16 protein-coding genes are annotated in these 17,394 nt (G+C 64.9%); 7 read left to right on the top strand and 9 right to left on the bottom strand.

Features of this window, described 5'->3' with window-relative positions:
• Window positions 1-7 precede the first annotated feature (7 nt).
• A complete protein-coding gene (locus tag NYR55_RS00510; protein WP_260019303.1) occupies window positions 8-2,104 on the bottom strand; it encodes a malate synthase G in 2,097 nt (698 codons plus the stop codon).
• Between the two features lie 43 nt (window positions 2,105-2,147).
• Window positions 2,148-2,600 (bottom strand): MarR family transcriptional regulator, encoded by a 453-nt coding sequence (locus tag NYR55_RS00505; protein WP_260019302.1) that lies wholly within the window; start codon window positions 2,598-2,600, stop codon window positions 2,148-2,150.
• Window positions 2,601-2,656: 56 nt separating this feature from the next.
• Here NYR55_RS00505 and hppD point away from each other — a divergent pair, with 56 nt between their 5' ends.
• From hppD to NYR55_RS00485, 4 genes are read left to right on the top strand one after another with little or no spacing between them, the layout of a single operon-like run.
• Window positions 2,657-3,718 (top strand): 4-hydroxyphenylpyruvate dioxygenase, encoded by a 1,062-nt coding sequence (gene hppD, locus NYR55_RS00500; protein ID WP_260019301.1) that lies wholly within the window; start codon window positions 2,657-2,659, stop codon window positions 3,716-3,718.
• Between the two features lie 44 nt (window positions 3,719-3,762).
• Window positions 3,763-5,049 (top strand): homogentisate 1,2-dioxygenase, encoded by a 1,287-nt coding sequence (gene hmgA / locus NYR55_RS00495; protein ID WP_260019300.1) that lies wholly within the window; start codon window positions 3,763-3,765, stop codon window positions 5,047-5,049.
• 47 nt (window positions 5,050-5,096) lie between these two features.
• Window positions 5,097-5,786 carry a guanitoxin biosynthesis heme-dependent pre-guanitoxin N-hydroxylase GntA gene (gene gntA / locus NYR55_RS00490; RefSeq protein WP_260019299.1) on the top strand — a complete coding sequence of 230 codons (690 nt, stop codon included), beginning with the start codon at window positions 5,097-5,099 and terminating at the stop codon, window positions 5,784-5,786.
• On the top strand, window positions 5,783-6,391 hold the full coding sequence (locus tag NYR55_RS00485; protein WP_260019298.1) for an urea carboxylase-associated family protein: 609 nt from the start codon (window positions 5,783-5,785) through the stop codon (window positions 6,389-6,391). The genes gntA and NYR55_RS00485 overlap by 4 nt, the downstream gene beginning before the upstream one ends.
• A gap of 146 nt (window positions 6,392-6,537) precedes the next feature.
• On the opposite strand, the gene NYR55_RS00480 is transcribed toward NYR55_RS00485, so the two are convergent.
• The 3 genes from NYR55_RS00480 to NYR55_RS00470 are packed head-to-tail and all read right to left on the bottom strand — an operon-like array spanning window position 6,538 to window position 8,995.
• On the bottom strand, window positions 6,538-7,953 hold the full coding sequence (locus NYR55_RS00480) for a coniferyl aldehyde dehydrogenase (RefSeq protein WP_260019297.1): 1,416 nt from the start codon (window positions 7,951-7,953) through the stop codon (window positions 6,538-6,540).
• 33 nt (window positions 7,954-7,986) lie between these two features.
• A complete protein-coding gene (locus NYR55_RS00475; RefSeq protein WP_260019296.1) occupies window positions 7,987-8,745 on the bottom strand; it encodes an A24 family peptidase in 759 nt (252 codons plus the stop codon).
• Window positions 8,732-8,995, bottom strand: a complete 264-nt coding sequence (locus tag NYR55_RS00470) for a hypothetical protein (RefSeq protein WP_260019295.1) — start codon at window positions 8,993-8,995, stop codon at window positions 8,732-8,734. The genes NYR55_RS00475 and NYR55_RS00470 overlap by 14 nt, the downstream gene beginning before the upstream one ends.
• Before the next feature lie 121 nt (window positions 8,996-9,116).
• Here NYR55_RS00470 and NYR55_RS00465 point away from each other — a divergent pair, with 121 nt between their 5' ends.
• Window positions 9,117-10,304 (top strand): acetyl-CoA C-acyltransferase, encoded by a 1,188-nt coding sequence (locus NYR55_RS00465; RefSeq protein ID WP_260019294.1) that lies wholly within the window; start codon window positions 9,117-9,119, stop codon window positions 10,302-10,304.
• A 42-nt stretch (window positions 10,305-10,346) separates the two neighbouring features.
• Here the strand turns inward: NYR55_RS00465 and NYR55_RS00460 are convergent, their stop codons facing one another.
• The 4 genes from NYR55_RS00460 to NYR55_RS00445 form a co-directional block, all read right to left on the bottom strand.
• On the bottom strand, window positions 10,347-10,811 hold the full coding sequence (locus tag NYR55_RS00460) for an SH3 domain-containing protein (protein ID WP_260019293.1): 465 nt from the start codon (window positions 10,809-10,811) through the stop codon (window positions 10,347-10,349).
• Window positions 10,812-10,864: 53 nt separating this feature from the next.
• A complete protein-coding gene (locus tag NYR55_RS00455) occupies window positions 10,865-12,268 on the bottom strand; it encodes a nitronate monooxygenase (protein ID WP_260019292.1) in 1,404 nt (467 codons plus the stop codon).
• A gap of 111 nt (window positions 12,269-12,379) precedes the next feature.
• Complete coding sequence (locus tag NYR55_RS00450; protein ID WP_260019291.1) at window positions 12,380-13,519, bottom strand: glycosyltransferase family 4 protein; 1,140 nt, start codon at window positions 13,517-13,519, stop codon at window positions 12,380-12,382.
• Between the two features lie 8 nt (window positions 13,520-13,527).
• Window positions 13,528-14,436 (bottom strand): alpha/beta hydrolase, encoded by a 909-nt coding sequence (locus NYR55_RS00445; RefSeq protein ID WP_260019290.1) that lies wholly within the window; start codon window positions 14,434-14,436, stop codon window positions 13,528-13,530.
• Between the two features lie 18 nt (window positions 14,437-14,454).
• On the opposite strand from NYR55_RS00445, the gene NYR55_RS00440 reads away from it, so the two are divergent.
• Window positions 14,455-15,849 carry a protein adenylyltransferase SelO family protein gene (locus tag NYR55_RS00440; protein WP_260019289.1) on the top strand — a complete coding sequence of 465 codons (1,395 nt, stop codon included), beginning with the start codon at window positions 14,455-14,457 and terminating at the stop codon, window positions 15,847-15,849.
• An 85-nt stretch (window positions 15,850-15,934) separates the two neighbouring features.
• Entirely contained in the window at window positions 15,935-17,347 is a 1,413-nt protein-coding gene (gene astD, locus NYR55_RS00435) for a succinylglutamate-semialdehyde dehydrogenase (RefSeq protein ID WP_260019288.1), read from the top strand.
• Window positions 17,348-17,394 lie beyond the last annotated feature (47 nt).

Here is a 17,394-nt window from a genome sequence, read left to right as displayed (position 1 = left end):
AATCCAGTCAGTAAGCACCTGCCTTGACCCGCAGGCGCCAGGCATGAAGCAGCGGCTCGGTATAGCCATTGGGCTGCGCCATGCCATCAAACACCAGCGCGCGTGCGGCGCGAAAGGCGGCGCTGTCCGGCGTCAGCGGCCGGTACAACGGATCGGCCCCATTCTGGGCATCCACCTTGGCCGCCATGCGGATCAGCGCGGAATCGACCTGATCCGGCGTGGCGACACCGTGGTGCAGCCAGTTCGCCATGTGCTGGGCACTGATGCGCAGGGTCGCCCGGTCCTCCATCAGGCCAATATCGTTGATGTCCGGCACCTTTGAACAGCCAACCCCCTGATCGATCCAGCGAACGACATAGCCAAGGATCCCCTGAGCATTGTTGTCGAGTTCCCGCCCCACTTCCTCGGCCGTCCAGTTGCGCCCCGCAGCGACCGGGATGGTCAACAGCCCGTCCAGGCCGGGGATGGCCTCGCCCGCGATGTCCCGATGCCGCGCAAACACGTCGACCGCATGATAGTGCATGGCGTGCAGCGTGGCGGCGGTGGGCGAAGGGACCCAGGCGGTGTTGGCGCCGCTCATCGGATGGCCGATCTTCTGTTCGATCATGTCCGCCATACGATCGGGCGCGGCCCACATCCCCTTGCCGATCTGCGCCCGGCCCGACAGGCCGCAGGCAAGGCCGATGCGGACATTGCGGTCCTCATACGCCTTGATCCATGCGCTTGCCTTCATCTCCGCCTTGGGGATCATCGCGCTGGCGTGCATCGCGGTGTGCATTTCGTCCCCCGTGCGATCGAGGAACCCGGTGTTGATGAACACGATCCGGTCGCGGACGGCATGGATGCACGCGGCCAGGTTGGCGCTGGTCCGCCGCTCTTCATCCATCACCCCCACCTTGATCGTATGGCGCGGCAGGGCGAGCAGATCCTCGACCGCGTCGAACAGGGCGTTGGTGAACGCACATTCGGCGGGACCGTGCATCTTCGGCTTGACGATATAGACACTGCCCGTGCGGCTGTTGCGATGCTGGCCCAGCCCGCGCAGGTCGAACAGCGCGATGGTGCTGGTGATGATCGCGTCCAGCATCCCCTCCGGCGCCTCGCTGCCATCGGGCAGATGCACGGCGGGCGTCGTCATCAGGTGGCCGACATTGCGCACGAACAGAAGGGCGCGGCCCGGCAGCCGATAGGGCGCACCATCCGGCGCGGCATAATCGCGGTCGGGATGGAGCCGCCGGGTCAGGCTGCGCCCGCCCTTGTCGAACGTTTCCGACAGATCGCCGCGCATCAGGCCCAGCCAGTTGGCATAGCCCAGCCGCTTGTCGGCCGCGTCCACGGCGGCAACCGAATCCTCCAGGTCGATGATCGCAGTCAGCGCCGATTCCAGGACCACATCGGCGATGCGGGCCGGATCGGTCGCGCCGATGGGATGGCCGCGGTCGATCACCACCTCGATATGCAGGCCATGGTGACTGAACAGCAGATTGTCGCCCGCCGACCCGACAAACTGGCCCGGATCGGCCAGCGGCAGCGTGCCGCCCGACCAGTCTGCCCAGCTCAGCCCGGTCAGCGGCACCGCCTGATCCAGCAACGCCTTTGCCCGCGCAATCACTTGCGCGCCGCGGTCCACATCATATCCGCCCGGCCTTGCGCCGCCCGGAACCGCGTCCGTTCCGTAAAGCGCATCGTACAGGCTGCCCCAGCGTGCGTTGGCGGCATTCAGCACGAACCGGGCATTGAGCGCGGGGACGACAAGCTGCGGCCCGGCCATCGTCGCGATTTCTGCGTCCACATTAGTGGTGCCGATGGCAAAGGGGACGGGTTCATCCACCAGATAGCCGATCTGACGCAAGAACGCCTGATAGGCGGCCATGTCGGCAATCGGTCCGGGATGGTTGCGGTGCCATTCGTCCAGAGCGGCCTGAATCCGGTCCCGCTCCGCCAGCAGCGCCCGGTTTTCGGGAACGAACCGGGCAAGGATCGCCGCAACGCCCGACCACCAGCCATCGGCGTCCAGTCCCAAGGGGGCCAGCACCTCGTCCTCCAGAAACCCGGCCAGCGCGGCATCGATCGACAAGCCCGCGCGCACGACGGCATCGGTCATTCGCATTCCCCCATTATCGGGCCGTGATCGGTTCTGGCGGGATTCAGCTGTGGCCCGTGCCGATCCGCTCTGCCGCCTGCTCTAACCGCACCAGATAACCGGTCAATCGCTCGCGTTCGGCATCAGAGAAACCGGCCATCAATTCCGCCTCCATCGCCAGCGCCTTTGGTGCGATCTCGTCGTAAAGCTGCCGGCCGGACGCACTGAGCGACAAAAGCTGCGACCGCTGGTCCGCGGGATTGGCGGTTCGCGTCACCAGCCCGCGTTCGACCAGCGTCAGCGCGGCGCGGCTGACCGTCATCTTGTCCATCCGCGTGCGCACGCCCAGCGCCTGCTGGCTGGCCGCCCCCTCCTCCGCCAGCACGGCGACCAGCCGCCATTCTGGGATTTTAAGGCCGAACAGCGCCTGATACGCCGTCGCAATCGCCCCCGATACGCGGTTCGACGCGATGGACAGGCGATAGGGCAGGAACTGATCGAGACTGAGCCTTGGCATCCGCGCTTGGTTCCGCTATTTAGTAACCGATGTTACCAGTTACACCGGAGAGCGCAATGTCTGATATGCCCAACCCGATGGGTCTCGATGGCTTTGAATTCGTCGAGTTCACCGGCCCCGATCCGCAGGCGCTGGCCGGATTGTTCACCGCAATGGGCTTTACCCATGTCGGCACGCACCGGTCCAAGAATGTGCGTCATTATGCGCAGGGTGACATCAATTTCATCCTGAATATGGAGCCGACCGGCCAGGTCGCCGATTTCCGGGAGCAGCATGGGCCAAGCGCCAATGCCATGGCCTTTCGCGTCAAGGATGCGGCCGCCGCGCTCAAGCTGGCGGTCGAACAGGGCGCCGTGCCTGTGGAGGGCAAGGTCGGCCCGGCCGAGCTGAACATCCCGGCGATCGAGGGGATTGGCGGGGCGAACCTGTATCTGGTCGACCGACGCGGCGCGGCCACCATTTATGACATTGATTTCGAGCCGACCGGCGCCAGCGCGGACGATCATTCGGTCGGTCTGCACACGCTCGACCACCTGACCCACAATCTGAAGCGCGGGCGGATGGATTACTGGGCGGATTATTACGAGCGCATCTTCAACTTTCGCCAGATCCGCTATTTCGACATCGAAGGTCAGGCGACGGGCCTGTTTTCCAAGGCGATGACCGCGCCGGACAACAAGATCCGTATTCCCCTGAACGAAAGCCAGGATGAACACAGCCAGATCGAGGAGTTCATCAAGGACTATAAGGGCGAGGGCATTCAGCACATCGCGCTGGCAACCGACGATATCTTTGCCACGGTCGATGCCCTGCGCGCCCGCGGCATCCGGTTTCAGGACACGCCCGACACCTATTTCGACCTCATCGACAAGCGCCTGCCCGGCCATGCCCATGACGTCGAGGAGATGCGCAAGCGCAAGATCCTGATCGACGGGGCGCCGGAAACCGGCGGGGGCCTGCTGCTGCAGATCTTTACCGAAAACATGGTCGGCCCGATCTTTTTCGAGATCATCCAGCGCAAGGGCAATGACGGCTTTGGCGAGGGGAATTTCAAGGCGCTGTTCGAAAGCATCGAACTGGACCAGATCCGACGCGGCGTCGTGCCCGCAAAGGCTTGATGGACACTTCCCCTCTCCTTCGGGAGAGGGGGCATGGAGCGAGCATGACCGATTATCTGTCCGGTTTCGGCAACCATTTCGCGACGGAGGCGGTGCCCGGTGCGCTGCCCGTCGGCCGCAATTCGCCGCAGCGACCCGCATTCGGCCTGTATGCAGAGCAGTTGTCGGGCACCGCCTTTACCGCGCCCCGGCATGAAAATCGCCGCAGCTGGCTATACCGCCTGCGACCCAGCGCAGCACATGAACCCTTTACGCCCTATGCCGGCGCACCGCTGTTTGTCGCCGATACCGGGAACGCGCCGCTTGCGCCGAACCGGCTGCGCTGGTCACCGCTGACGATCAGCGAAGGGACCGATTGGCTCGACAGCCTGACCACGATGCTGGTTGCCGGATCGCCGGGGGATCAGCATGGCGCTGCGCTCCATATCTGGCGCGCGGACAGGGACATGACCGCCCGCGCGTTCGTGAACGCCGATGCGGAAACGGTGCTGGTGCCGCAACAGGGCGGGATCGCGGTACTGACCGAGCTTGGGCGGATCGAGGCCGCACCGGGCCATATCGTGCTGATCCCGCGCGGGGTGCGGTTTCGCGTGACGCTGACCGATGGTGCCTCGCGCGGCTATGTCTGCGAAAACTTCGGTTCGCCCTTCCGCCTGCCAGACCTCGGGCCGATCGGTGCCAATGGCCTGGCCAACCCGCGCGATTTCGAAACCCCCATCGCGTGGTTCGAGGATGTGGAGGGGCCGTTCGAGCTGATACAGAAATTCGGCGGCACGCTCTGGTCGACTGATCTTGGCCGCAGCCCGCTGGACGTGGTCGCCTGGCACGGCAATTACGCGCCGTGCCGGTATGATCTGTCGCGGTTCAACACGATGAACACGGTCAGTTTCGATCATCCCGATCCGTCGATCTTTACCGTGCTGACCTCACCCAGCGACGTGCCGGGCACGGCCAATGCGGATTTCGTAATCTTTCCGCCGCGCTGGATGGTGGCAGAGGACACGTTCCGCCCGCCCTGGTTCCATCGCAACTTCATGTCGGAGGCGATGGGCCTGATCCACGGCGTGTATGATGCCAAGGAGGGCGAAGGCTTTGGCCCGGGCGCGATTTCGCTGCACAATCAGATGGCCGGGCATGGCCCGGACGTCACCAGCTGGCGCAAGGCGAGCGAGGCGGAGCTGAAGCCCCACAAGATCGAAGGCACCATGGCGTTCATGCTGGAAAGCCGCTGGGTCTATCGCCCCACCCGCTTTGCGCAGGGCCATGCCCAGCCCGACTATGACGCTGCCTGGACGGGATTTCCCAAGGCAAAGCTGCCCGGAACCGTTTGATTTGCCGAAGGTTACCCCCTCCACGGTAAAAGGAGGGGCTGACCGGAATGTTCAATTGGCAACATAGCGCACAGCATGAGCTGGAACAGCGCCTGTTTGCGCATGTCGAGGAACGATCCTTTCCCTGTGTCGGGGCAAAGGCGGCATTGGCACGGGGAACGCTGTGTGTCCTGGCCTGCGACCGGATCGACAGCGCATGGGACGATGTGCGCATTCACGACACGCTGATGGCATTTGTCGAGGCGTATCGCCGCGACCGCGCCTTGTATCGCAGCATGGCAGTGGTCTTCGACGGACCGGCGGAACTCGACGAGTCGGCGTTCGAGGCCGCGCTGTGGCGCCGCGTCCAGTCTCTGTCCGACAAGGATGTCTGGCGTGGCCAGCGCTATGATCCGCGGGTCAGCGCCGATCCCGACAATCCGCATTTCTCGCTGAGTTTCGGCGGAGAAGCGTTCTTCATCGTCGGTCTGCATCCCGGCGCCAGCCGCCCCGCCCGCCGGTTCGCCCGGCCGGCGATGATCTTCAACCTGCATGATCAGTTCGAACGCTTGCGCGCGGATGGCAAATATGAGGGGATGCGCGACAAGATCCTGGCGCGGGACGAAGCGCTGGCGGGCAGCCGCAACCCGATGCTCGCCCGGCATGGAGAGATCAGCGAGGCACGGCAATATTCCGGCCGCGCCGTCGATCCGGAATGGCAATGTCCGTTCAGCTATGCCGGCGAGGAGGCCAAGTGAACGCGACTGCGCGCGAGCCAGTGCTCAACCTGATCCCCGAACGAAGCGGCACCGCATTCGACCTTAAAAAGGGACAGGTGCTGGAGGTCGTCGATCCAAAGGGGGTTCAGGTGTCCGACATGCTGGCGTTCAACGCGCATGACCTGGATGAAGTCATCTCGTCCGGCCGAACGCTGGATTATGCCGAGACGCTGTTCCTGACGACCGGGCACCAGCTGTTTTCCAACCGTTCCAATCCGATGCTGACCATCATTCACGATGATGTCGGCCGTCACGACTTTCTGCTGACCCCCTGCTCCGAGGGGACGTTTCGCCATTTCTATCCCGACCTGCCCGTGCATCGCGGGTGTTTCGGCAATCTGGCCGCGGCGCTTGCGCCCTGGGGCATTTCCCCGGACCGGATCCCGGTCGCGTTCAACATCTTCATGCACGTGGCCGTCGATGCGGAAACCGGCAAGCTGTCCGTTTTGCCGCCGATCAGCCGGGCGGGTGACGCGATCCGGTTCCGCGCTGAAATGGACCTGGTGATCGGCCTGACCGCCTGTTCGGCGCCTGCGTCCAACGGCGGCAGTTTCAAGCCGATCGGCTGGCGCATCCACGAATAGAAACCATGAGTTGCAGAATATGCAATGATAGCGATATCATTTTGCACTTGCGAACAAACGCGCTGCACTGCATATAAACCATGCCTTTCAGGCATCCTCTCCTAAAACTTTTCACAGGCCGCTTCTTCGTGAGGCGGCCTATTTTTTCATCCGAGCTGGCGGCGGATCGTTGCGCGGATCGCCTTTCCATATGGCGGCTTCAGCCCGGCAAGTTTGGCGACGTCCAACCGCGATTGTTTCAGGATGGCGCGGGCGTGGCTGAATGTCCGGAACCCGTCCAGGCCATGATAGGCCCCCATCCCCGATGGCCCGATGCCGCCAAAGGGAAGATCCTCCATCGACACGTGCAACACCACATCGTCCAGCGTCACGCCGCCGGAAATGGTACGATCCAGCACACGCCGCCGCTCCGCATCGTCCGGCCCGAAATAATAAAAGCCCAGCGGCCGGTCGCGCCGGTTCACCTCGGCAATCGCGTCGTCGATGGCGGCATAGGTGCGTACCGGCAGGATCGGACCGAAAATCTCTTCCTGCATCACGGTCATCGCATCGGTTGCGCCGCGTACAATGTGGAGCGGCATCTTGCGGCTGTTGCTGGCCCCGAAATCCTCACTGGCGGGATTGACCGTCTCGATCCGGGCGCCCTTGGCACGGGCATCGTCCAGCCATTCGGTCAGGCGCTGATGGTGCCGGTCGTTGATGATCGCGGTATAATCCGGATTGTCGATCAGGCGGGGATACATGGCACTGGCCGCGGCCTTCAGGCCATCGACTGTGGCCTGTTCCTGATCCTCGCGCACCAACAGGTAATCGGGGGCAAGACAGATCTGTCCCGCGTTCAACATCTTGCCGATCGCAACCCGCTCGGTCGCGCGCGCCATGTCGACACCCTTGCCGAAGATGACCGGCGATTTGCCGCCCAGCTCCAGCGTGACAGGGGTCAGGTTGTCGGCCGCCGCGTGCAGGATGTGGCGGCCGATCCCCGTTGCACCGGTAAAGATCAGATGGTCAAAGGGCAGCGCAGCAAACGCCTTCCCCACATCCGGCCCGCCGGACACGAAGGCCAGCTCCTCTGCTGCGAAATAGCGGGGGCAGACTGCCTCGAACAACGCAGCGGTTGCGGGCGTAAACTCGCTGGTCTTGACCATGGCGCGGTTGCCAGCGGCAAGGATCCCGGCCAGCGGGGCGATGCACAGCTGCACCGGAAAGTTCCAGGGCGAAATGACTCCGACTACGCCCTTGGGCTGATACTCAACCCAAGCGCGCGCACCGAGCAGACCGAGCGGAAACTGCACCTTGCGCCGATCGGGCCGTGCCCAGCGGTCTAGCGATTTCAGCGCATGGCCAAGCGGCGCGATCGATGCGACGATATCGGTCAGCATGGACTGGTCCCGGCTGCGATGTCCGAAATCCTCTGACAGCGCGTCGCAAAACGCGTCGGCATTGTCGCGGATCATGGCGATGGCGCGGGTCAGCCGGTCCTTGCGGACCGCCAGCGATACGGGCAATTCGGCCTGAAATGCCGTGCGCTGGGCCGCCAGCAGTGCCTTCAGGTCGCTCATCGCCAGCCCTCCTCTTTTTTCCGTTTCGATTTGCTATCGGATAGCGTCGATCATCCAGATGGGGAATGCCGAAAGCGCCAGCAATGCCCCAAAGGGCAAGCGGCTGCCCGAATGGACATTCCGCCCGCTGACCAGCATCGCGAGCACGACGATCAGCCCGATGATGCACGCGCCGAGCAGAACCAAGGGCAGCGCTTCCCACCCCAGCCAGAGGCCGATCGCGCCAAACAATTTGGGATCGCCGCCGCCCAGCCCCATGCGGCCGCGCGCCCGCAGATAGGTCTGCGCCACGGCCCATAACGCGACGAAACCGGCAACGCCGCCGATCGCGCGATCGATCAGCGGCGGGTCCAGCCCGGCAAGTCCCGCACACAGCCCAAGCATGGCCAGCGCGCCGGTACCCCAGTCGGGCAGCCAGAAGGCGGCGACATCCAGGCTGGCCAGCAGCAACAGAATCCAGCCGAAGACCGCGCCAGCCGCACCGGCCATCCCCGGTGCCTCCATCCCCGCAATCACGCCGATCAGCATGGCCAGTGCCTCGATCAGCGGATGAACCCGGCTGATCCGCCCGCTGCACCGGCGGCATCGCCCGCGCAGCCACAGGAAACCGATCAGCGGGATCAGTTCGACCGGGCCAAGCGTCGCCGCACAGTGATCGCATGCCGACCGGCCGGCCATGGGCGAGCGTCCGGCGGGCCAGCGGATGGCCGCGGTCGCAATGAAACTGCCGAACACCAGGCCCAGCAATCCCAGTCCGAACGGCCATATCCAGTCCGGTTCAGCCATCGGCATCAGCGGTTTTCCGGATCAGGTACCGATAGACCCCGAAGATGTTGATCGCCAGCAGGACCCCGTTCTGGGTGCCGAGCGCCGGATCGCCAGACAACAGCGACACCGTGATCCAGGCGATGGACGATCCGACGAAAATGACGAACCCCCACCCCGTCACGCGCCGCCCGCTGTCCAGCGACACCATCAACGCGGCGATCACGCCGCTGGCGGTCGCAATCCATTTGATCGCCTCGACAAAGGGGCTGTCCATTGTAATCTCCCTGTCAGCGGCCGCCTTTGCATATCTGCCGCCGCGCGCCTAGTTTGCTGTTTCCGCCATCTGCCCGGCACCTTTTCCTGCCGGGCCGCTACATCAACGCCGGAGCTTACCGATGTCTTCCGATCCGATCGTCATTCTTTCTGCCGCGCGCACGCCGATGGGCAGTTTCCAGGGCAGCCTGTCGGGGGCAAGCGCCACGGCGCTGGGCGCGACGGCCGTCGGTGCGGCGGTGGAGCGTGCCGGCCTGTCGGGCGCGGCGGTGGAGCGCATCTATATGGGCTGTGTCCTGCCCGCAGGCCTTGGCCAGGCACCGGCGCGTCAGGCGGCACTGGGGGCCGGCCTGCCGCTGCATGTCGAGGCGACGACGGTGAACAAGATGTGCGGATCGGGGATGCAGGCCGCGATCATGGCCGCTGAGGCGCTGGCCGCCGGATCGGCCGACGTCATCGTGGCGGGCGGGATGGAGAGCATGACCAACGCCCCCTATCTGTCGATGGCGCATCGTTCGGGCACGCGCATCGGCCATGATGCGATGAAGGATCACATGTTTCTGGACGGGCTGGAGGACGCTTATGAGCCCGGCCGGTTGATGGGCAGCTTTGCCGAGGAGGCAGCGCGCGATTATCAGTTCACGCGCGAGGAACAGGACGCCTATGCCATCGCATCGCTGGAACGCGCGCGGGCGGCTCAGGCATCGGGGGCGTTCCGTGCAGAGATCGTCCCCGTCGAGGTGAGCGGGCGCAAGGGCGTGGTGACCGTCGACACCGACGAACAGCCGCTCAAGGCCGATCCGGCTAAGATCCCGACGCTGAAGCCCGCCTTTGCCCGTGACGGCACGATCACAGCCGCCAATGCCTCGTCCATTTCCGACGGCGCAGCCGCGCTGGTAATGACGCGGGCCAGCGTGGCCGACCGGCTGGGCCTCGACCCCGTCGCCCGGATCGTTTCCCACGCCGCGCACGCCCATGCCCCCGCCCGGTTCACGACCGCTCCCGTGGATGCGATGCGCAAGGCGCTGGACAAGGCGGGATGGCAGGCGGGCGATGTCGACCTGTTCGAAGTGAACGAGGCATTTGCGGTTGTCGCGATGATCGCGATGCGCGATCTGTCGCTGGATCACGCCGTGGTCAATGTCCATGGCGGCGCATGCGCGCTGGGTCATCCCATCGGTGCATCGGGTGCGCGCATCCTGGCCACGCTGATTTCCGCCCTGCGTCGCAACGGTCAGAAGCGCGGCCTGGCATCGCTGTGCATTGGCGGCGGTGAGGCGACGGCGATGGCGGTGGAGCTGATGCACTGATCTGCCGTCGATCAGACCCGGCGCAGACGAATCAGTCGCCCGTCAGAACGTCTCGCCGGGATCGACGCCCCACAGCTTTGCCTGTTCGACAAATCCGCCGCGACCGTTCACATCGAGATAGCACCAGCTGCCGCGGCATTTGCTGACCTTGCCCACGACGCCGCGCTGGGCACGCCATGACACACGGGCGGCAGTGCTGGCCGATGCGCGCAATTCGGCGACATCGGCCGTGACCATGGCGGTCCGGCTGGCGCTCAACAGGGATGAGAATACCCAGCCCTGTGTGCCGCCCGGATCCTCCACCTTTCGCCAGTCCTTGTAGATGGCGACGACGCGGACGGGCAGGTTTCTGCGGACATAGAGCCAGCTGGCCGGGTAATTCTGCCCGGGCCCGGTCCGCATCCGCGCCTCCTGCGCCGCGATGGACGCGTAATAGGGGGTTTCCCGCCGCTGCGCCTGGGCAACGCCGGCTGACAAGGTCAGCGCGGCAACCATGGCTGCGGCCATCCGCCTGTCGATCCGCATTGCTTTCACGCCCCCTCTTCCCGGCAACCGGTCGCTCAGTCGCCTGTCAGGATGCGGTCGACCAGCTGCTTTACCGACGGCACGAAACCGTTGGAGTAAAAGGGGTCGCGCTTGAACTTGTAGGCCGCATGGCCAGCGAACATCAGGTTGCGGTCGGTTTCCCCGCCATGGGCAATGTCCTGCAACGTCTTCTGGATGCAGAAACTGCGCGGATCGGCCAGGCGGCCCGTGGAATTGGTTTCTGTATCGGCCCAGCTGGAAAAGCTGCACTGCGACAGACAGCCCATGCAATCCGCCTGATCCTTGCGGATTTCCTGCTTTTCGGCGGGCGTGACGAACACCAGCGTGTTGTCTGGCGTTTTCAGCGCATCGGTAAAGCCCTGGCCGAACCATTCCCGCGCGCGGAGCAGATCGCCGCGCGTCACCCAGAAATTCTTGCCTTTGACCCCCACGTCCAGCTGGAACGTGTGATCCCCCGCTGCCTGTGTGGAAAACGGGATCTGCCGTTCCGACCGCGCTTCCAGATTGCGCAGGAACGGATTGCGGACGGCCGAGGAATAAAAGCCGGTCGGCGAGAAGCGGTGAAGCAGCACATCGCCCTCCTCGATCTCCATCAGCTTCTGCTTCCAGGCCTCCGGAATGGGGCTTTCCTTGGTCAGCAGCGGGCGCGTCCCGAATTGAAAGGCGATCTGGCCCAGTTCAGGATTGTCGATCCAGTCGTTCCAGTCGCGCAGGTGCCAGACGCCACCAGCCATCACAATCGGCACGTCGTCGGAAATCCCGCCCTCGCGCATCGTTTCGCGCAGCGCCTGCACACGGGGATAGGGATCCTGCGGCGCGCGCGGATCTTCGGCGTTGGACAGACCGTTATGCCCGCCGGCCAGCCAGGGATCTTCATAGACCACAGCCGACAACAGCTCTGCCGCCTTGGAATAGGCCCGCTTCCACAGGGCGCGGAACGCCCGGCCGGACGACACGATCGGCAGGTAGGACACGTTGTAATGCGCGGCGATTTCCGACAGCTTGTACGGCATGCCAGCCCCGCACGTGACCCCGGCCACCATGCCGCGCGTCCGTTCCAGAACGCCGTGCAGCACCCGCTGCGCACCGCCCATTTCCCACAGGACGTTGATGTTGATCGCGCCCCTGCCCCCCGCAAGTTCCCATGCGCGCTGCACCTGTTGAACCGCGCCTTCGATGGCGTATTCGATCAGTTCCTCATGCCGTTCGCGGCGCGTGAGCGCGCGATAGACCTGAGGGATGATGCGCCCTTCGGCGTCATAGCTGTCTGCGTTGACGGCGGAGACGGTGCCGATGCCGCCCGCTGCGGCCCATGCCCCGGCGCTGGCATGATTGGTGGCGGCGACGCCCTTTCCCCCTTCGATCAGCGGCCACACTTCTTGGCCGTTATAGATGATCGGCTTCAAACCCTTGAACACTCTGCCTCCGGTACAGCAAACAACCTTCCCCGCCCCGTCACTAGCGGATGCCGCGCAAGAGGGCGAGCATTTCCTTGACGCGTGCTGCTGGGGCAACACGCATGACCGGCGTCAGCCCAATATTCCGGGCCTGCCCATCGCACCGGCATAGAGCGCGGCATAGGCCGCAATCATGCGGTCCTCATCGAACAACGCCCGCGCCTGCGCCTGATTGGCGGCACCGATCCTGCGGCGCGCATCGGCATCCAGCGCCATCACCTGAATCCGGTCGCGCAGATGCACAGGATTATGGTCGATGCTGATCAGCGGTTCGTTTTCCGGCGCCACCATCCGGGCGATGTCGCCGACCGGTGTCGATACGACCGGCAACCCGGCGGCCATGGCCTCCATCACCGCAATCGGCTGCTGCTCGCTGCGGGAGGACAGGGCGAAAATGTCGAACAGGCCCATATAGCGCCAGGGTTCGGGCAGAAATCCGGGCAGGTGGACCATATCGTCCATGCCGTTCAGTTCCGCCGCATCCATGATTGCCGCGCGTTCCGGCCCCTCCCCGACGATCACCAGCCGGACCCGCGCATGGACGACGCCGGCCACCGCACGGACCAGCATCGGCAAATCCTTGACCGGCCGCATTCCGGCAAGTGTGCCGACCACCACCTCGTCGGCGCGGCGGACGAACCCCGGAATAGCTTTTGCCGAGCACGCCTGTGCATAGCGGGCGACAGGGATGCCGTTGGCGATGCGATGCACCCGCGATGACGGCTGTTTCCAAGTACCGAGCGCGATCTTTTCCAGGATGTGGCTGGGCACCACCAGCGCATGGGCAGCGCCAAGGGCAAAGCGGCGATAGACATTGCGGATTGGATTGAGGCCGCTCGCCTCGTCCTCGTTGAACCCATCCTCATGATGCACCACCGGCGGTGTCCCCTTGGGGAACACGCGCTTGGCCATCACCCCGTCGATCGCACCCCAGTTATAGGTCAGCACCAGGTCGAACCGGCGCATGAAGCGGGCAATGGCTTCATAGCGGGCGACCGAAGGCTTGCCGGTCAGGGGGGGCGGATCCTGAGCAATTTCGTACCGCACGCCTTTGGGGATTGCAGCGCGGGCGCCAAGGGCATCGGGCACGCCCGAAACGATGGTGTGGCGCGCCCGGTCGCCGAATGCGGCCATCAGCCGCACGGCACGCGCCTCCTTACCGCCCAGGTCGAAACTGGAATGGAGATGCAGGATGTGGATCGGCTGGGCCATGCGTGCGGCTAAACGGTGCCGTTGATCCGGGTCAACAGCGCATCGATCGCGGCCACCGCCTCCGGCTCGTCCAGGGTCGGGGTGTGGCCGACATCCGGCACGGTGACGGCGACGGCTCCGGGCAGCCGCTCTGCCATGCGCCGCTGGGCATCGGCGCCCAGAATGTCGGACAGCGCACCCCGCAGCACCAGCACCGGCACATCGCCCAGCGCGTCATAGGCGCCCCACATATCGGGCCCGGCCTCATTCCCCGGCACGCGGAACGGCTCTGCGATCTTCATGTCGTAATCCAGGACGATGCGCCCCTGACTGTTAAGCCGGAACAGGCGTTTGGCCATGGTCAGCCATTGGGGGATGTCATATCGGGGATAGATATCGCGGTTGGCATCGGCCAGCGCGCGGGCCGCGTGCATCCACGTGGGATGCCAGACCGCCCGGCCGACATAGCCGCGAATGCGGGAAAGACCCGCCGCTTCCAATTCCGGCCCGACATCGTTCAACAGCGCGCCGGCGATCCGTCCCCGCTCTGCCGTCGCCAGCAGCATGGTCAGGATGCCGCCCAGCGACGTACCGAACAAGATCATCCGGTCCAGCCCCAGTTCGCCGATCAGCGCATCCAGATCCTGAAGATAGGTCAGCGGGACATAGGTCATCGGATCGCGGGCATAGGCGCTTTCGCCCCGGCCGCGCAGGTCGACGGCGATGATGCGCCATTCCCCCGCCAGCCGCGCGGCCAGCCCCTCAAAATCCCGGGCATTGCGGGTCAGGCCGGGAATACAAAGAATCACCGGCCTGTCGGAACGCCCCGGATAGTCGCGATAATGCAGGCGCAACCCGTCCTTCGACCACCAATAGCCATCGACATAGGCCGGGGCCTGGCCGCCATGTTCCATGACCGGGTTGTTTCGATCCGCCATCTCCCCCCATATCCACGGATGATCATTGCGCCGCAAGCCGCCATCGTGCCGCCCCGCCCGTCCCCCTATCGCCCCGATCCGCAGTTCCTGACGCTGGGCGAAGGATTTGCAGATCCCGTCCATGCCGCTGCCTTTCCCCAAGCCATTGTGCGGTTCAGGAACGATCGATGGGCCGATGCGGTCGGTCTGGCCGGCCTGGACGATGCCGAATGGACCCAGCATTTCGGCCGGTTCCGCCCGTTGCCGGACAATCTGCCGCAGCCGCTGGCCCTGCGGTATCACGGGCATCAGTTCCGCGTGTACAACCCGGAAATCGGCGACGGTCGCGGGTTCCTGTTCGCCCAGCTGCGCGATGGCGCGAACCGGCTGCTCGACCTTGGCACCAAGGGGTCGGGGCGCACACCCTATAGCCGGTTCGGGGACGGGCGGCTGACGCTGAAAGGCGGGGTTCGCGAGGTGCTGGCCACCGAAATGCTGGAGGCGCAGGGCGTCGATACTTCCAAGACCTTTTCCCTGATCGAAACGGGCGAGGCGCTGGAGCGTAATGACGAGCCCTCCCCCACCCGGTCCGCGGTGCTGGTGCGGTTGAGCCACGGGCACATCCGCATCGGGATGTTCCAGCGGCTGGCGCATGAGCGCGATGCCGAACGGATGCTGAAGCTGACCCGATATGTCCTTGCCACCTATTTCGGGGAAGCGCCGGGCGATGCGCCGGCCGCACGCCTGCTGGCGCTGGTCGTGCAGCGGACGGCCCGGATGGCGGCCAGTTTCATGGCGTCGGGATTTGTTCACGGCGTGCTGAATTCGGACAATATCAACGTCACGGGCGAAAGTTTCGATTACGGGCCGTGGCGCTGGACGCCGCAATGGGACCCCGGCTTTACCGCGGCCTATTTCGATCATGCGGGCCTGTACGCCTTTGGCCGCCAGCCAGAGGCGATCCATTGGGACGCCATGCAGCTGGCCGTCGCGCTGCGGACGATCAGCGAGGCACCGCCCCTGATCGAGGCGCTGGAACAGTTTCCTCAAGCCTATCAGGAGGCGATTGCCGCCGGCTTCCTGTGGCGGCTGGGCCTGAAACCCGGCGACCTGTCGGGCGACATTGCGCTGGTCGAAGCGGCCGAGGCGGCGCTGCGCGAAACGGGCATCGGGATCGACCGGTTCTTTTTCGACGGGTTCGGCGGCACCTTGCCGGACAGCTATGCCGCGCCGTTCGATCCGGTCAGGGCTGCGATGGCCGGTCGCGCGCCCCGCAAGCAACGCGATGATCCCTATTGGTCGGACCCTGAACCCTGTTCGATGCTGATCGACGAGGTGGAGGCAATCTGGGCCGCGATTGACCGGGACGGCGACTGGGAACCGTTCAACCGGAAGATAGCGGCGATCCGGCGGATGGGCCAGGCGCTGGCATGACGTCACGAGGCATGAAAGCGAGGTGTGGCGCACGCCGCCGATTTCTGGCAAGCGCAGGGCCGGCAAGGGGTTGGATGCGACACGGATGAGCGCGAAGATCGTTTCTTTTGAGCCAGCGACCGGGGCTGCTCTGTGGGAAGGGGAAATCGGCAGTGCCGATGCCGAAGTCGCTGCCGCGCGGCAGGGCTGGGCCGCCTGGGCTGCGCGTCCCGTCACCTATCGCATCGAAACGCTGCGGCGCTTCGCCAATGTCGTGCGGTCGCGGCACGAGGCGTTTGCCGACCTGATCGCCCGCGAAACGGGCAAGCCCCTGTGGGAAGCGCGGACCGAAGTCGATACGGTCATCGCCAAGGTCGATATTTCCGTCACCGCCTATTCCGACCGGACCGGCCAGCGCCGGGTTGAACAGGCGATGGGCGGCCGGCTGGCGGTGCGGCACAAACCGCATGGCGTGCTTGCGGTGCTTGGCCCGTACAATTTTCCGGCGCATCTGCCGAACGGGCACATCGTTCCTGCGCTGATCGCGGGCAATGCGGTTGTATTCAAGCCATCGGAGAAAACCCCGGCGACCGGCGCATTCCTGATCGACTGCTACCGCGAGGCCGGGGTGCCGGAGGCGTGCGTACGGCTGTTGATCGGCGGGCCGGATGAGGGCCGCGCCCTTTCGGCCCATCCGGATATCGACGGCCTGTTGTTCACCGGATCGGCGCGCACGGGCATTGCGCTGAACCGTCAGTTTGCCGAGCGGCCGGAGAAGATCCTGGCGCTGGAAATGGGCGGCAACAACCCGATCGTCGTGTTCGACACGCCGGACCTGTATTCCGCAGCGGTATTGGTGGTGCAGTCGGCCTTCACCTCCGCCGGGCAGCGGTGCACGGCGGGCCGGCGTCTGATCGTCGATCAGAAGCTCTATGATCCGCTGATGACCGAAATCGACCGGCTTGCCGGACGGCTGATCTTTGGCGAGCCGCATTCCGACCCGCAGCCCTTTATGGGTCCGGTGATCGACAATGACGCCGCCGATATGCTGCAGGAAAGCTTTTTGTCGCTGCTGACGCGCGGCGGAAAGCCGGTTCGCTATCTTGAGCGGCCAATGGACGACCGGCCATTCCTGTCGCCCGCGATCATCGACATGACCGACGCAGCCGACCGACCGGATGTCGAACTGTTCGGCCCGATCCTGCAGGTATCGCGCGCCGACAGTTTCGATGCGGCGATCCGGGAGGCGAACGCAACCCGCTATGGCCTTTCCGCCACGCTGATCAGCCAGAACCCGGCCCTGTACGACCAGTTCTGGGCCAATATCCGGGCGGGCATCATCAACTGGAACCGGCCGACAAACGGCGCATCCTCCGCTGCGCCCTTTGGCGGCATCGGCTGGTCCGGCAATCATCGCCCCAGCGCCTATTATGCCGCGGATTACTGCGCCTATCCGGTGGTGTCGTCAGAGGTGGATCAGGCGCGGGCATCGATCGGCATCGGGCTGCGCGACGGTTAAGGCATAGCTGGGCTAAACCCGGTCAAAGCAACCTTGCGTTGCGGAAT

It is taken from the genome of Sphingomonas sp. BGYR3 (assembly GCF_025153455.1).
Lineage (GTDB): Bacteria > Pseudomonadota > Alphaproteobacteria > Sphingomonadales > Sphingomonadaceae > Sphingomonas.
Note: the sequence above shows the minus strand (reverse complement) of the source record. Positions and strands in the feature narration are given on the sequence as shown.

Coding starts and splice junctions, on each gene's coding strand:
- NYR55_RS00510 (WP_260019303.1), bottom strand. CDS start 2,104: ATGACCGATGCCGTCGTGCGCGCGGGCTTGTCGATCGATGCCGCGCTG.
- NYR55_RS00505 (WP_260019302.1), bottom strand. CDS start 2,600: ATGCCAAGGCTCAGTCTCGATCAGTTCCTGCCCTATCGCCTGTCCATC.
- hppD (WP_260019301.1), top strand. CDS start 2,657: ATGTCTGATATGCCCAACCCGATGGGTCTCGATGGCTTTGAATTCGTC.
- hmgA (WP_260019300.1), top strand. CDS start 3,763: ATGACCGATTATCTGTCCGGTTTCGGCAACCATTTCGCGACGGAGGCG.
- gntA (WP_260019299.1), top strand. CDS start 5,097: ATGTTCAATTGGCAACATAGCGCACAGCATGAGCTGGAACAGCGCCTG.
- NYR55_RS00480 (WP_260019297.1), bottom strand. CDS start 7,953: ATGAGCGACCTGAAGGCACTGCTGGCGGCCCAGCGCACGGCATTTCAG.
- NYR55_RS00475 (WP_260019296.1), bottom strand. CDS start 8,745: ATGCCGATGGCTGAACCGGACTGGATATGGCCGTTCGGACTGGGATTG.
- NYR55_RS00470 (WP_260019295.1), bottom strand. CDS start 8,995: ATGGACAGCCCCTTTGTCGAGGCGATCAAATGGATTGCGACCGCCAGC.
- NYR55_RS00465 (WP_260019294.1), top strand. CDS start 9,117: ATGTCTTCCGATCCGATCGTCATTCTTTCTGCCGCGCGCACGCCGATG.
- NYR55_RS00460 (WP_260019293.1), bottom strand. CDS start 10,811: ATGGCCGCAGCCATGGTTGCCGCGCTGACCTTGTCAGCCGGCGTTGCC.
- NYR55_RS00450 (WP_260019291.1), bottom strand. CDS start 13,519: ATGGCCCAGCCGATCCACATCCTGCATCTCCATTCCAGTTTCGACCTG.
- NYR55_RS00445 (WP_260019290.1), bottom strand. CDS start 14,436: ATGGCGGATCGAAACAACCCGGTCATGGAACATGGCGGCCAGGCCCCG.
- NYR55_RS00440 (WP_260019289.1), top strand. CDS start 14,455: ATGATCATTGCGCCGCAAGCCGCCATCGTGCCGCCCCGCCCGTCCCCC.
- astD (WP_260019288.1), top strand. CDS start 15,935: ATGAGCGCGAAGATCGTTTCTTTTGAGCCAGCGACCGGGGCTGCTCTG.